This window comes from Paucibacter hankyongi, assembly GCF_037482915.1.
Taxonomy (GTDB): Bacteria; Pseudomonadota; Gammaproteobacteria; order Burkholderiales; family Burkholderiaceae_C; genus Paucibacter_A; species Paucibacter_A hankyongi.
The window spans coordinates 192835-207611 of sequence record NZ_JBBHJX010000008.1 but is presented as its reverse complement, the minus strand read 5'-3'; the positions used below and the strand labels follow the sequence as shown (position 1 = coordinate 207611).

General features: G+C 61.8%; 13 protein-coding genes. 9 read left to right on the top strand and 4 right to left on the bottom strand.

The window, feature by feature from the left end; translation table 11 throughout:
• Entirely contained in the window at window positions 1-1335 is a 1335-nt protein-coding gene (locus WG899_RS13990) for a UDP-glucose dehydrogenase family protein (protein WP_339596262.1), read from the bottom strand.
• Window positions 1336-1511: 176 nt separating this feature from the next.
• On the opposite strand from WG899_RS13990, the gene WG899_RS13985 reads away from it, so the two are divergent.
• Window positions 1512-2471 carry a DUF3667 domain-containing protein gene (locus WG899_RS13985; RefSeq protein WP_339596261.1) on the top strand — a complete coding sequence of 320 codons (960 nt, stop codon included), beginning with the start codon at window positions 1512-1514 and terminating at the stop codon, window positions 2469-2471.
• A 97-nt stretch (window positions 2472-2568) separates the two neighbouring features.
• Window positions 2569-3837 (top strand): esterase/lipase family protein, encoded by a 1269-nt coding sequence (locus tag WG899_RS13980; protein WP_339596260.1) that lies wholly within the window; start codon window positions 2569-2571, stop codon window positions 3835-3837.
• A gap of 17 nt (window positions 3838-3854) precedes the next feature.
• On the opposite strand, the gene prsT is transcribed toward WG899_RS13980, so the two are convergent.
• Together prsT and WG899_RS13970 are read right to left on the bottom strand one after the other, a co-directional pair.
• Window positions 3855-6662 carry an XrtA/PEP-CTERM system TPR-repeat protein PrsT gene (prsT, locus tag WG899_RS13975; RefSeq protein WP_339596259.1) on the bottom strand — a complete coding sequence of 936 codons (2808 nt, stop codon included), beginning with the start codon at window positions 6660-6662 and terminating at the stop codon, window positions 3855-3857.
• A 216-nt stretch (window positions 6663-6878) separates the two neighbouring features.
• Entirely contained in the window at window positions 6879-8525 is a 1647-nt protein-coding gene (locus WG899_RS13970) for a 3-(methylthio)propionyl-CoA ligase (RefSeq protein WP_339596258.1), read from the bottom strand.
• Window positions 8526-8831: 306 nt separating this feature from the next.
• On the opposite strand from WG899_RS13970, the gene WG899_RS13965 reads away from it, so the two are divergent.
• The 6 genes from WG899_RS13965 (at window position 8832) to WG899_RS13940 (ending at window position 13366) form a co-directional block, all read left to right on the top strand.
• Complete coding sequence (locus WG899_RS13965; RefSeq protein ID WP_339596257.1) at window positions 8832-10301, top strand: protein adenylyltransferase SelO; 1470 nt, start codon at window positions 8832-8834, stop codon at window positions 10299-10301.
• Window positions 10298-10714, top strand: a complete 417-nt coding sequence (gene msrB, locus WG899_RS13960) for a peptide-methionine (R)-S-oxide reductase MsrB (RefSeq protein ID WP_339596256.1) — start codon at window positions 10298-10300, stop codon at window positions 10712-10714. Before WG899_RS13965 ends, msrB begins: the two co-directional genes overlap by 4 nt.
• 77 nt (window positions 10715-10791) lie before the next feature.
• The gene (locus WG899_RS13955) at window positions 10792-11454 is read left to right on the top strand and encodes a septation protein A (RefSeq protein ID WP_339596255.1); all 663 of its coding nucleotides are present in this window, start codon (window positions 10792-10794) and stop codon (window positions 11452-11454) included.
• The gene (locus WG899_RS13950; protein WP_339596254.1) at window positions 11451-11753 is read left to right on the top strand and encodes a BolA family protein; all 303 of its coding nucleotides are present in this window, start codon (window positions 11451-11453) and stop codon (window positions 11751-11753) included. Before WG899_RS13955 ends, WG899_RS13950 begins: the two co-directional genes overlap by 4 nt.
• Window positions 11754-11833: 80 nt before the next feature.
• A complete protein-coding gene (locus WG899_RS13945; RefSeq protein WP_339596253.1) occupies window positions 11834-12631 on the top strand; it encodes a peptidylprolyl isomerase in 798 nt (265 codons plus the stop codon).
• A 183-nt stretch (window positions 12632-12814) separates the two neighbouring features.
• Window positions 12815-13366 (top strand): DUF2062 domain-containing protein, encoded by a 552-nt coding sequence (locus tag WG899_RS13940; RefSeq protein WP_339596252.1) that lies wholly within the window; start codon window positions 12815-12817, stop codon window positions 13364-13366.
• 18 nt (window positions 13367-13384) lie between these two features.
• On the opposite strand, the gene WG899_RS13935 is transcribed toward WG899_RS13940, so the two are convergent.
• The gene (locus tag WG899_RS13935; protein WP_339596251.1) at window positions 13385-14080 is read right to left on the bottom strand and encodes an ABC transporter ATP-binding protein; all 696 of its coding nucleotides are present in this window, start codon (window positions 14078-14080) and stop codon (window positions 13385-13387) included.
• A 60-nt stretch (window positions 14081-14140) separates the two neighbouring features.
• Between WG899_RS13935 and WG899_RS13930 the strand changes: the two genes are divergently transcribed.
• Window positions 14141-14761: an arylesterase gene (locus tag WG899_RS13930; protein ID WP_444718850.1), complete on the top strand. Its 621-nt coding sequence runs from the start codon at window positions 14141-14143 to the stop codon at window positions 14759-14761.
• Window positions 14762-14777 lie beyond the last annotated feature (16 nt).

Here is a 14777-nt window from a genome sequence, read left to right as displayed (position 1 = left end):
TCATTGCGGGATCAAGCCCCGGCCAATGCCGTAGTGTTCAATGCCCAAGGCCTTCATCAGACTCGGCTCGTATTGATTGCGCCCATCGAACACGACAGGCTGTTTCAAGCTTGTTTTGATGAGGTCGAAGTCGGGGCTCTTGAATTCTTTCCATTCGGTCACCAGCAACAAGGCGTCGGCGCCCTCGAGGACCTGCTCGGCCCGCTCGCAAAAACGCAGTCCGTCCAAATCACCCAGAATGCGGCGCGCCTCAAGCATCGCGACCGGATCGTAAGCCGCCACCGTGGCGCCGCGACCGAGCAATTCCCGCACGATCACCAAGGCCGGCGCCTCGCGCATATCGTCGGTATTCGGTTTGAACGCCAAACCCCAAAGCGCAAAACAACGCCCGCTCAGGTCAGCACCAAATCGCGCCACCACCTTGTCGACCAAGAGCATTTTCTGCCGCTCATTGGCTTCCTCGACCGCGGTCAAAACACGCAAGGGAATGCCCTCGCCTTGTGCGGCTTGCACGAGGGCCTTGACGTCCTTGGGGAAGCAAGAGCCCCCATAGCCGGCACCGGCGTACAAAAAGCTGTAGCCGATGCGAGGGTCGGAGCCAATGCCGCGACGCACCAACTCGATGTCGGCTCCGACCTTCTCGGCCAGCAAAGCCATTTCATTCATGAAACTGATGCGCGTGGCCAACATGGCATTGGCCGCGTATTTGGTGAACTCGGCGCTGCGCAGGTCCATCACGATCATGCGGTCATGGTTACGCGTAAACGGTGAATACAGCGCGCGCATGAACAGGGTCGCCTGCTCATCATCGGAGCCCACGATGATTCGGTCCGGCTTTAGGAAGTCCTCGACGGCGGCGCCCTCCTTAAGGAACTCCGGATTCGACACGACAGCGAAGGCTAGATTCGAACCGCGCTTTGCCAGTTCCTCCGCCACCGCTTCCCTCACCCTATCCGCCGTACCTACCGGCACCGTACTCTTGTCAACGATGACCTTGTAGTCGGTCATACGTGAGCCGATCGAACGAGCCGCCGCCAACACATATTGCAAATCAGCCGAACCATCTTCGTCGGGCGGCGTACCCACACCGATGAACATGATGCTGCCGTGATGGACTGCCAAATCCACATCGGTAGTGAACTGCAAGCGACCTGCCGCCACATTGCGCCGAACGATCTCGAGCAAACCCGGCTCATGGATCGGAATCTCGCCAGCATTCAGCACGCGGATCTTCTCTTCGTTCACATCCAAGCACACCACATGGTTGCCCATTTCGGCCAGACACGCGCCGGTGACCAAACCCACATATCCAGTGCCAATGGCGGTAACCTTCATTGCTCAATTCCCTTTGCTGGATGACTTCATGTTAACCCCCGAGCATCTGCATCGACACATGGCGGAAGGTCAAGCGGTGACCAAATCGAAAAGCAATCACAGCCTAGCTGCACTCTGTGTAGCTGCGATGAAGCCGTAGTCGCCAGGTCCAGAGAAATTACTTCGACAATGGCGTCATGACTGCACCTATACCAGCATCACCGATAGACGGCCCCAATGAGTTAGCCATCGATCCCGCCAGCCTAGTCTCCAGTTGCTGCCCCAATTGCGGCAGCAAATTGACGTCGCCCCTGCCCAAATACTGTGGCGATTGTGGGCAGGAAACCAATCTTCGCGCGCCCAGCCTGTTGGAGTTCATTCAACAACTCGGCGGCGCCTATATTTCAACCGAAGGCGCGCTTTGGCGCACGCTTTGGCGCCTACTGCTCTTACCGGGCCAATTGACGAAAGAATACCTGGCCGGTCGGCGTAAGCGGTATGTTTTACCTCTGCGCCTTTACCTGACCATCAGCGTTCTGGCGCTCTTGTCACTGCGCATGGTGACCAGCGCAAAGATTGAAGCCGAAACACCCACCATTGACAAGACCTCGTCATCCCACGCCATTGGCCTGAAGAACGGCGACACCGCGAACATTCATATTGGTGGCCTGGGTGGCTACAAGGCCGGCCTGAAAGACGGCGTGTTCTTTTGCGAGAAGCTGCCTGCGGCCATGTGCAAGCGACTCGAACGCCGCCTGGCCGTTGATCATGCTTCCATGATCAAAGAATGGGTGCAGTTGTCCGAACGAGCGCTCAATAATCTAGGTGCCACCATGTTTGTGCTGCTGCCCTGTTTTGCAGTTTGGCTCAAGCTGCTGTTCTGGGACCGGCGCCTGCATTACACCGAACACATGATCTTCGCCCTGCATCTGCACGCATTTTGGTTTTCAATGCTGTTGCTGATGTTGACGCCCTGGGAAGCCCTGACGGTGCTGGCTGCGATAGCTGCGGCCTTGTATCCAGTGATTGCCCTGCACCGCGTCTACCAAACCCGCTGGTGGAGCACCTTGCTGCGAGCCTTTTTGCTGATGATTTTGAACGTCAGCAGCATTGCTTTCGTCCTGGCCTCATTTGCCCTGCTGACGCTGGTGACTTGAATAGATAGTCGCCCCTAACAAAACCGACACATGGGAAGGGTCGCCGAGCCGCACAATCGCCCTCGCTACTTGACCCTTCAACCTGGGCGCCACAGCGATGAATACTCCGACCCCGAAGAAGCGTTCACGGCACTTGCTGCCTTCTGACTTACGAGGCGTCGCCCTGCTAGCCACCCAGGCGACCGCCGGCGTGACGCGCATGGTTGAAGGTGTGCATCAATCGGTGTGGGACCGCTTAGGCGCACCTGGCGGGGCCCAACCCGGCCAAGCACGGGGACTGACCGGTCTCGCCTATCGCAGTGTGCACGGCGTCAACCATTGGGTCGGTAAAGGGCTGGACATGGCGCTGCGGCGTCTAGAGCCGCTGCTGGCCAAGGGCATGGATCCAGCGACCGAAGAAACCGCCCAACGCGCGGCCCTGTTGGCCGCCTTGAACGGGGTCATGGGCGACCACCTGCTGACCAGTCATAACCCATTGGCCACGCCCATGAGTTTTCGCTGGGACGGGCGCCCCTTGGACTGGCAGCAATTGCCCACCGATTTGCCGCGCAATGGCAAAGTCCTCCTGCTGATTCATGGTCTGTGCATGAATGACCTGCAATGGCACAGCCAGCACAAAGGGCACCCGATTGATCACGGCCAGGCCTTGGCTCAGGCATTGGGCTACTGCCCGGTTTATCTGCGCTACAACTCGGGGCTGCACACCTCGCAAAACGGTCGAGAGTTGGCGCAGCAACTGCAAGCCCTGCGTGAACAGTGGCCGGTCCCGCTCGAAGAAATAACCATCATCGCCCACAGCATGGGCGGGCTACTGGCCCGTAGCGCCTGCCAGATCGCCAACGAACAGAAACTGAGCTGGCTGCCACTGCTGAAAAACATCGTTTTCCTGGGGACACCCCATCACGGCGCACCGCTGGAGCGAGCCGGCAATTGGATCGATGTGCTCTTGGGCAGCACACCCTTCACCGCCCCCTTGGCCAAATTAGGCCATCTACGCAGTGCCGGCATCACCGATCTGCGCCACGGTTATGTGCGGGATGAGGACTGGTCGGGTGGCGACCGCTTTAAGCGCAAGCCCGATCGGCGCCTGATCACCCCATTACCCGAAGGCGTGAACTGTTTTGCCGTAGCTGCCACGCTGGCACCCAAGCGAGGCACCTTGGCCAACCGACTGATCGGCGACGGCTTGGTGCCATTGCACAGCGCACTGGGCGAACACGACGACCCCAGGCGCGACCTCGGTTTCCCGAAGTCAGCGCAACTGGTTTGTTATCGCATGAACCATATGGAACTTCTCAGCGATCCGCTGCTGACGCGCCAAATGCAGGACTGGTTGCAACACAACTTGCAAGCCGCCGCCACTTAGCACCAGGGATTCCGAGCTCAGAGCGAGCGCAGCAGCTTCTGCACCTCGGCCTGACCGCCATACTGCTTGCCCGCCTTGGCCAGTCGCTGCAGTTCGGCGTTCGCCTGCACCTTATCGCCGGCCTTCAGGTACAACTTGACCAAGCGCATGCGCATCTCATGATTCTCCGGCTGCAGGTCCAGCGCCTGTAGCTGAGCGCTGATGGCCTTGGGTATTTGCTGCTCGGACTCCAACACCATCGACAGCGTGTCCAAGAACTCAGGCTGCTTGGGATTCAACTGATTGGCCTTTTCGATCAGGGCCAAGGCGCCCGGCTTGCCCTGCTTCATCAGCAACCAAGCCATATTGTTCAGGGCCGGCGGGCTCTCGGGCTGCAGCTTCAAGACCACGGCAAAACGCGACTCGGCCGACGCCAATTGCTCCTGCCGCAACTCCTCGCTGCCCAGATAAAAATGGAACACCGCGTCCTTGGGGTGATCCTTGATCCAACTCGCTGCGAATTTTTCAGCCTCACCCTTGTTGGTCTGCACCAAGGCGTGATGCAGCTTGCTGGCCAAGCCCGCCGCAGCATCGGCATTGAACTCGGCACCACCGGCCGCCAGGCTTTGCCGGTAGAACGTTGCGGCAGCGGCCCAGTCCTTCTGGGCGGCGCGCACATCGCCCTCCAGGCTCAGACCGACGACCTTGCCCGCCTCTTGTTTTTGCATCAAGGCCGCAGTTGCCTGAGCCCCCTTGTAGTCCGCTGCGGCCAACTGCACCTCACCCAAGCGCTTGCGCGCCACCAGATAGTCGGGCGCCAACTCCAAGGCGCGCTTCAAGCTGGCCGCCGCGGATGGCAGGTTCTTCAAAGCGACATAGGCCTCGGCCACCCGCATATGCGGCATCGGCGAGCGAGGCATCACGCGCGCCAATGCATTGAAGGACTCTGTGGCTTGGTTGTACTCGCCGGCCAGCATGCGCACGCGCCCCTGCACCTCCAGCAACTCGGGCGCCTCGGGCAGCACTGCGATGCCCTTTTGGGCCGCAATCTGAGCCGCCTTCAGATCCTTGTATTTCAGATGATGATCGACCAAGGCCACCCGCGGCGCGGCATCATTGGGCTTCAGTGCGATGGCCTTTTCGATCAAGCCCGTCACTTCATCCTTGCTCGCGCCGCCCAATTCCTTCAATTCGGCCAGAGCCAGATGAGCCTTGACGTTATCGGGTGAGGACTTCAGCAAGGTCTCAAAGCGCGCCTTGGCGGCATCTGGCTTTTTATCGGCCATATCCAAGGAGGCCAGCAAGGCGGCCGCCGGGTAGAAGCCGGGATCCAGGCTCAGCGCCTTTTCGAAATTCTGCCGAGCGCCCGCCACATCCTTGCGCGCGAGTTGCACCAGTCCACGTAGATTGGCAGCAATCGGCCGCTTCGGTTGTTTGCGCTCCAGCACGTCGATGGCGGACAAGGCCTTGTCCAATTCACGCCGCTGCAGATGCGCACGGATGATGGCGATATCGGCCACCGAACTCGGGTCGCTGTCCGAGATCGCCTTCAAATCGGCAAACACCTCGTCGGACTTGGCATTGTTCGCCTTGCCCAAAATCAGCTGTGTGCGACTGCGGCTGTCTTTCGGATTCAGTTTGGCGGCCTGGGCAAAATAGCCTTCGGCCTTCTTGCTGTCGCCGTTCTGTAAATAGGCCTCACCGGCCAGCGAGTAGACCTGCGCATCGGGTGTGCCGTTCAGCAGCAGCGGCTGAATCGCGGCCACCGCCTTGGCCGGGCTGGAGTTGAGCAGATAGATCTGTGTCAGCATGCGTCGCGGCGCCGACAGATTGGGCGCCAGCTTCAAGGTCTTGGACAACCATTCCTCGGCCTGCGGAAAGTTCTTCAACTCATATTCAATGGCGCCGCCCAATTGCAAAGCCAAGGGGCTCTCGGGTGCCATCTGCAGCAGTTGATGCACAGGCGCTTTCGCGGCCGCATAGTCCTTGCGCGAGTAGGCCAGCAGGGCCTCAAAATAATAGGTCTGCGGGTCCTTGGGCAGAGCCTCTTTGAGTTTTGCGAGATCGGCGGCGGCAGTTTCCAGTTCGCCCGCCTCGATCCAATGATTCAGCAGGCCGGCATGGGCGGCCACATCGACCGAGTTCAGCGCCAGTGCCTGGCGATAGGCCGCAACCCCGTCTTTGGCGTCGAAGCCTGAGGCCCCCGACTTGATGCTGCCCAACACAATATCGCCCTTCAGGCGCCAAGCTTCGGCTTGCTTGGGATCGCGTTTCAGCAGGCCATCCAGACCCTGCAACGCGGCGGCCACATTGCCTTCACGCAACTTCATGCGCACCTGCAACAGGACGGCGGGCGTGTAGTCCGGCACCGCCTTGAACGCCACATCCAGCGCCGCATTGGCCTTGTCCTGTGCGCCGGTACTGACATAGGCGGTGGCCAGGGATGTCTGCAAATCGGCTCGCGCCTGCGCATCTTCGAGCTTGGTCTCGGCGAAGCTTTCAATCATCGGCTTGAAGGCCTGCAGGGCCAGTTGGGCCCGCGCCAGGGCGGGCGCCACACGGGTCATTTCATACTTGGCGGCCATGGCCTTGCGCAGTTCCACCTCGGCCGAGCGCGGATCACCAACATCCAAAAAGGCCTTGCCCAAGAGGAAACGCGCCTCGCCGGCCTCCGGGCTCTTTTGCAAGGCATTCTTCAACTGGATGATGGCGGCCTTGTTGTCGCCCTTGTCCAGCAAGGTCTTGGCCGAACCGATCAGCTTGTCATAACTCTCACCACCGCAGGCCGCCAAAAGGCTGACGGCAAGCAGGCTGGGGGCAATTTTCTTGAACAAGAAAGTGGTCATGTGGGGCGACAAAGGCAGAAACAAATGGAGAAGTCAGACCCGACTAGGCCGGTCCGACGGCAATGCCGCAAAAGTATAGGCGTCGCTAAACCGGCACAGCGCACCGGTTTTCCCACCCTGCGGCAACAATGCACGGCCAGGACCGCCCAGACCACCCAAACGGCCCCGATGCCCTCGCCGCCCCTGGCGTGGTCCGCGCAAATGCTGCGTTACCTCTCAGACCCCGGGCAGTCGGTAGGTTTTGAACTGATCACGCAACTTCAGCTTTTGCAACTTGCCGGTCGCCGTGTGCGGCAACTCAGGCACGAACACCACGTCATCCGGGACCTGCCATTTGGCAATGCGCCCTTCAAAGAACTCAAGCATCTGCTCGCGCGTCAACTCGGCGCCGGGTTTCTTGACCACCAGCAGCAAAGGCCGCTCGTCCCATTTCGGGTGAGCGCAAGCGATCACCGCCGCCTCATGCACGGCCGGGTGGGCCATTGCCACATTTTCCAAATCGATCGAGCTGATCCACTCACCGCCGGACTTGATCACGTCCTTGCTGCGGTCGGTGATCTGCATAAAGCCATCGGCATCGATCGTGGCCACATCGCCGGTCGGGAACCAGCCGGCCTCGCCATCAACGCTGACCAGCGGCGACTCCTCGTGGCCGAAATAACGGCTGATCACCCAGGGCCCGCGCACCACCAGATTGCCGGCGCTGGCTCCATCCCAGGGCAAGGACTTGCCGTCATCGTCGATGATGGCCATGTCAACGCCGAAAATCGCCTTGCCCTGCTTGGCCAGCAAGCGGCGCTGCTCCTGCAGCGGCAGGCGCAACTGCTTGGCCGACAGCTTCGACGCCGTGCCCAGCGGCGACATCTCGGTCATGCCCCAGGCATGAATCACATCGACCCCGTACTCATCCTGCAGCGTCGCCATCATGGCCGGCGGGCAAGCGGAACCACCGATCACCGTGCGCCGGAAGCTGCTGAACTTCAGCGCATTGGCTTTCACATAGGTCAGCAAGCCGAGCCAGATGGTCGGCACGCCGGCGCTGAAGGTCACGCCCTCACTCTCAAACAGCTCATACAGCGACTTGCCGTCCAGATGCGGGCCGGGCATGACCATTTTGCAGCCCACCACCGCACAGCTATAGGGCAAGCCCCAGGCGTTGACGTGGAACATCGGCACCACCGGCATCACCACATCGCTGGCCGAACAGCCCAGCCCATCCGGCAGTGATGCAGCATAGGCGTGCAGCACGCTGGAGCGATGGCTGTAAACCGCGCCCTTGGGGTTGCCGGTCGTGCCCGAGGTGTAGCAGATGCTGGAGGCGGCATTCTCATCAAACTCGGGCCAGCGGTAGTTGCCATCCTCCGCGGCGATCAAGTCCTCAAAACACAGCAAACCGGCCAAGCTCGTCTGGGCCGGCATGTGGGCCCGGTCCGTCATCAACACATAGTGCTTGACGCTGGGCAGATGCTCGGCCAGCTTTTCCACCAAGGGCAGAAAGTTCAGATCAAAGCACAGCACCGAGTCCTGCGCATCATTGGCAATCCAAGCAATTTGCTCAGGGAACAAGCGTGGGTTGATGGTGTGACAGACCAACTCAGAGCCGGAGCTGCCGTAATAGATTTCCAAATGCCGATGGCCATTCCAGGCCAACGTCGCCACCCGATCGCCAGGCCGGCAACCCAGCCGGGCAAAAGCCTGCGCCAACTTGCGCGAACGCAACTCGGCCTCGCGCCAGTTGTAGCGATGCAGATCGCCCTCGACCCGTTTGCTGACGATCTCGGTATCCCCCGCGTGCCGCGCCGCATGCTTGAGTAGCGAGGAAATCAGCAGCGGCATCGTCATCATTTGACCCATCATTGCCATTCGCTTGTCTCCAGTTGTTTTGGTCTGTTGGCGAGGCGGCCAGCACCTTGTGCAGGCATCAGCCTGGCGCTCGACTCAGTCTAAGTCGCCAGACCCCACCCACATAGTCTCCGGGCTGACACAAGAATGGCAACAGGGCTAGGGGTATTCACCGCCCCGCCCAGCAACAGGTCGGCCTCGGCGCCCCGGAATACCCCCTGGGCTGCCATGCCGGCGGCCGCTCGCTACACTGCCGCGATGTTGCCTGCCCCTCCCCTCGAAACAGCCCTCCACCCCGGCCTTGACTCCGCGTCCGGCGCCCCGCCAATGCCCTCACAGTGGCTGAACCGTTATGCCAGCCTGGGGTCCGACTTCTATACCGAACTGGCGCCCACCGGCATGCCCTCGCCCACCTGGGTGGCGCACAACCCTGACTACGCCGAGCAACTCGGTTGGCCCAGCGATTGGTGGCTGCGCGAAGACTGGCAGGCACTACAGGTCTTGAGCGGCAATGCCTCTTGGCCCGGCATGCGGCCGCTGGCCAGCGTCTACAGCGGCCATCAGTTTGGTGTTTGGGCCGGGCAGTTGGGTGATGGTCGCGCCCACTTGCTGGGCGAGTTCGAGACGCCCGCGGGCCCCATGGAGATCCAACTGAAGGGCGCCGGCATGACGCCCTACTCGCGCATGGGCGATGGCCGCGCGGTCTTGCGCTCGTCGATCCGCGAGTTCCTATGTTCCGAGGCGATGGCCGGCCTGGGCATCCCGACCACCCGGGCCTTGGCCATCACCGGTTCGACCGCCCTGCCGGTGCGGCGCGAGAGCGTCGAGACTGCCGCCATCGTCACCCGTGTGGCGCCCAGCTTTATTCGCTTCGGCCACTTCGAACATTTCGCCCACAGCGATCGGCCGGCCGAATTGCGCCGCTTGGCCGACTTCTTCATCCAGCATCACGCGCCCGAGTGCCTGGGCTCGGCCAATCCCTATGTGGCCCTGCTGGACAAAGTGACGCGCCAGACCGCCACGCTGCTGGCCGACTGGCAGGCGGTGGGCTTCTGCCACGGAGTGATGAATACCGACAATATGTCGATGCTGGGCCTGACGCTGGACTACGGTCCCTTTGGCTTTATGGACGGCTTTGACCCTGGCCACATTTGCAACCACTCCGATCACCAGGGCCGCTACGCCTTTGCACGCCAGCCAAATATGGCCTTCTGGAACTTGCACGCCCTGGCTCAGGCCCTGCTGCCGCTGATGGACGGGCCACGCGAAGCCGCCGGCGAGACCTTGCTGCAGGCGCTGGAAGCGTACAAGTCTGTCTTCCCTGCGGCCTTGCTGGCGCGCATGCGAGCCAAGCTGGGTCTGCAAACGGAGCAAGACGAGGACCGGACCTTGATCGACGACTGGCTGCGCTTGATGGCGGCCTCGCGTGCCGATTACACCCAGTCCTTCCGCCGACTGGCCTCGCTGACCCAGACCGACGACCCGGCGCGGCTGCGCGATCTTCTCATCGATCCGCAAACGCTGGCCGATTGGCTGCTGCGCTACCGCGCTAGGCTCCAAGCCGAGCACAGCATCGACGCTGATCGCACGCTGCGCATGAAGGCCGTCAACCCCGCCGTGGTGCTGCGCAACCATTTGGCCGAGGGCGCCATCCGCCTGGCCCAGCAAGGCGATTTCAGCGAAACCGAGCGACTGCTGAAAGTTTTGCAGCGCCCCTTCGACGAAGCCTTGCAGCCCAGCGATGCCGCGCTCCCGCCCGACTGGGCCCAAACTCTAGAGGTCAGCTGTTCATCATGAGTGAAAGCAACAAGAAATACCCGGTTCAGAAGACCGACGCCGAATGGCGCGCCGAACTGGACCCCATGCAATACCAAGTGGCCCGCCATGCCGCCACCGAACGCGCCTTCAGCGGCAAGTACTGGGACCATTTTGAAAAGAACGGCCTCTACAAATGCGTCGGCTGTGGCACGCCCCTGTTCGAGCCCGACACCAAGTTTGATGCCGGTTGCGGCTGGCCCAGCTACTGGGCACCGGTCAATGCCGAGGTGATCGAGCGGGTGGTTGATCAGTCGCACGGCATGGAGCGGGTCGAAGTGCGCTGCAATCAATGCGGCTCGCATCTGGGCCATGTCTTCCCGGACGGCCCGGAGCCCACCGGCGAGCGCTTTTGCATCAACTCGGCTGCGATAGACTTCGCCACCAAACCCTGAGGGCCTTGCGGGTCAGACCGCCCGAGCGCTACGGTGTGACGCTCCGACCCCGACTTTCTTTTTGATGCCCGCCCCGAATGAAGCTTTTTCTCGACTTTCTGCCGCTGATCCTGTTCTTCGGCACTTTCAAGTACGCCGAGTCGCACAAGGATTGGGCCTCGGCCTTCGCCAGTGAGCATTTCGGCTTCATGGTGTCGGGCGGCGTGGTCGGGCTGGAGGAAGGCCCGGTGCTGCTGGCCACCCTCGTGGTGATGCTGGCCACGCTGACTCAGGCGCTGATCATCAAGTTGCAGGGCAAAAAAATTGATCTGATGCTGTGGATCAGCCTGGGCCTGGTCGTCACCCTGGGCGGTGCCACCATCTGGTTCCACAACGAAACCTTCATCAAGTGGAAGCCGACCGGCCTGTACTGGGCCATGGCCCTGGTGTTCTGGGCCTCGCAGGCCTTCTTCGGCAAGAACCTGATCAAAACGATGTTGGGCGCCGAGCTTGAACTGCCCGGCTTCGTCTGGCAAACCTTGAACCGCGCCTGGGTGCTGTTCTTCGCCTTCATGGGTGTGCTCAACATCTATGTGGCCTACAGCTACTCGACCTCGGCCTGGGCCAACTTCAAGGCCTTCGGCACCACCGGCCTGATCCTGGTGTTCACACTGGCACAAGGCATTTACCTGAGCCGACACCTGCCCGAAGCCCCGGCCAAGGATGAGCCCGCCAACAAAGAAGAAGGGCTCAAGCCATGAACACCACCAGCCACGACACGCCTCCCAGCCCCCCCCGGGCCAGCATGGCCGAGATGGAAACAAGGCTGCGGGCCAGCCTTGCGCCCACCCAGTTCAAACTGCAGGATGACAGCCACCAACACGCCGGCCACGCCGGCGCCAAGGAAGGCGGCCACTACAGCCTATTCATCGTCAGTGCCGGCTTTACCGGGCTTAACAGAGTGGCCCGCCATAGGCTCGTATATCATTGCCTGGCAGAGTTGATGCAGCAAGGCATCCATGCGTTGGCGATCGATGCCCGCGCGCCGGAAGAAGCCTGAAACACCGACTCCGAAGACCGTCTTACCCTCAAGCGCCCTTCAAGGCGCCATTTTTTTAGCCCAATAAAGCGCCCATCTCCATGAAGAAGAATTTGTTCGCCGCTGTGGCCCTGTCCGCCGCCTTGCTGCCTCTGTCGGCCAGCGCGCAAAACATCGCCATCGTCAATGGCAAGCCGGTGCCCAAGGCCCGCGCCGAGCAGCTGATTGCCCAGGTCACCAAGACCGGCCAGCAGCAACGTAGCCCTGAACTGGAGGCCCAGGTCAAGGACGAAGTCGTGCTGCGCGAAATCTTCATCCAGGAAGCCGAGAAGCGCGGCATCCCGGCCAGCGCCGACTACAAGGCCCAGATGGAAATGGCCCGCCAGAGCATCCTGATCCGTGAGCTGTTTGCCGACTTCGCCAAGAAGAACCCAGTCAGCGACGCCGATGCCAAGGCCGAGTACGACAAGTTCAAGGCCCAGAACAGCGGCCAGGAATTCCGCGCCCGCCACATCCTGGTGGAAAAGGAAGACGAAGCCAAGGCCTTGATCGCCCAGATCAAGGGCGGCGCCAAGTTTGAAGATCTGGCCACCAAGAATTCCAAGGACCCCGGCTCGGCCGCCAATGGTGGCGATCTGGACTGGGCCAATGGCAACAGCTATGTGAAGGAATTCACCGAGGCGCTGAGCAAGCTGCAAAAGGGCGAGATGACCCAAGAGCCGGTCAAGTCGCAGTTCGGCTATCACATCATCAAGCTGGAAGACACCCGCGAAGCCCAATTCCCCGCCTTCGACGACGTCAAGGCGCAAATCGTGCAACGCCTGAACCAGCAAAAGGTCGGCGCCTACCAGCAAGAGCTGCGCAGCAAGGCCAAGACCGATTACAAGTTCGCCAACTAATGACCTTGCGGGACAGACCTTGCCGCAAGCAAGCTCTGTCCCCAACTGATTCAGTGCCCTCCCTGCGGCGAGGCCTTGCCAAACAAGACCTCGCCCTCAAGTGCTGCAACCCTGCCAACCCGCGCAGCGCCCTGATCGGCGGCGCGGGTTTTTTACTGTCCAAGACGACCTAGGAATATTTGCGTGTCTGCATCCCGTCTGGCTCGTCGAATACTGCCACACCCGGATACCCTGGCTCAAACCAAGGGGCTGAAGTGGCTGGGTCACTATCTTGCGCCCAGGCCTTGGCTGTGGGTGGCGCACCGCCGCCGCGTCGCACTCGGCGTGGCCGTGGGGCTGGCGGCCGGCGTGATTCCGCTGCCCACCCAGATGGTGCTGGCGGCCTTGCTGGCCATCGTCTGCCGCGCCAATGTGGCCGCGGCCATTGCCGCCACTTGGCTGACCAATCCCTTCACGCTGGTCCCGATCTGGAGCCTGGCCATCGCGCTGGGCCGGCTGGTTTCGGGCCACACCGGGCCGATTGCCACACCCGAAATGCTGGCCATCGACTGGGCACAGCCATCCAGTTGGTGGCCCTCGCTCTGGGCCGGCATCCAGTCGCTCGGCGAGCCCTTGTTGATTGGCCTGCCGCTGGCCGGCTTGGTGCTGGGCACGCTGGCCTATGTGGTCATCTACTTCGGCTGGTGGGCCGTCATCAAGGGTGAGCGCTGGCGGCGCCTGCGCAACCGCCGCTAGACGGCCATCGACTACGACTCAGACGCCGGTGGCGTCGGTGACCTCGGCGGCCAAGCCACCAGCCTCGATGCGCAATTGCCGCTGGCAGCGCTGGGCGATGGCGATGTCATGTGTCACCAGCACCAAGGTTGTGCCGACCTCGCGGTTCAACTCGAACATCAACTCCATCACCGCCGCGCCGGTGGCGAAGTCCAGGCTGCCGGTCGGCTCATCGGCCAAGAGCAGGGCCGGCCGCATCACAAAGGCCCGCGCCAGAGCCACCCGCTGCTGCTCGCCACCGGAGAGCACGCGCGGGTAATGGCCCAGACGCTGAGACAAGCCGACGCGCCCGAGCATCTGCGTGGCCAGCGCCCGCGCATCGCGGTCACCACGCAACTCCAGCGGCAGCATGACGTTTTCCAGTGCCGTCAAATTGGGCAGCAACTGAAAACTCTGAAACACAAAACCCAACTCGGCACCGCGCACCGCGGCACGCTGGTCTTCATTGAGGGCAAACAGGTCCTGCCCACGCAAACGCACGGTGCCGCTGCTGGGCGTATCCAGACCGGCCAGAATCGCCAGCAAGGTGCTCTTGCCGGAGCCAGATGCGCCCACGATGGCCACCGATTCCTGCGCCGCCAGGGTGAAAGAGATGTCGTGCAGAATCGTCAACTCGCCGCTGGCGTCTTGCACGCGCTTGCCGACCTGATCGACCTCAACAATATTGACTGCCATTGAACGGAAACCCTGGTGAAGACACTGAGACGACGAGATTGTTGCGCGTACTTTAGCGCCTTGGCCCTGACGGCCGTATTCACCAGCACGGGGTCAGGTCTTGCTCAGGCCGCAGCGGCCAAGGAAGCCCCCTTATTGCTCGTGGTCGGGGACAGTCTGTCGGCCGAGTACGGGCTGACGCGCGGCCAAGGCTGGGTGGCCCTGATGGAGCAACGCCTGCGCGAGCAAAAGCGGCCGCATCGGGTGCTGAATGCCAGCATCAGCGGCGACACCACGGCCGGTGGCCGGGCCCGTTTGGGCGCCCTGCTGCAACAACACAAGCCCTCCATCGTCGTGATCGAATTGGGCGGCAACGACGCCCTGCGCGGCCTGCCGCTGGCTTCGACGCGGGAGAATCTGCTGGCCATGAGCCAAGCCGCCAAGGCGGCCGGCGCCAAGGTCGTGATCGTCGGCATGCAGGTGCCGCCGAATTACGGCGCCAGCTATGGGCGCGAGTTTGCCGACCTGTTTGCCCAAGTGGCCAAGGCCGAAAAGGCGGCGTTGGTGCCCTTCTTGCTGAAAGGCGTGGCCGACCGGCCGGATGCCATGGATTGGTTCCAGGCCGATCGCATCCACCCGCTGGCCAAGGGCCACCCGCTGATGCTCGAGCAGGTCTGGCCGGTCTTGAAGCCTTTGCTCTAACAGGGCCGCTGAACTG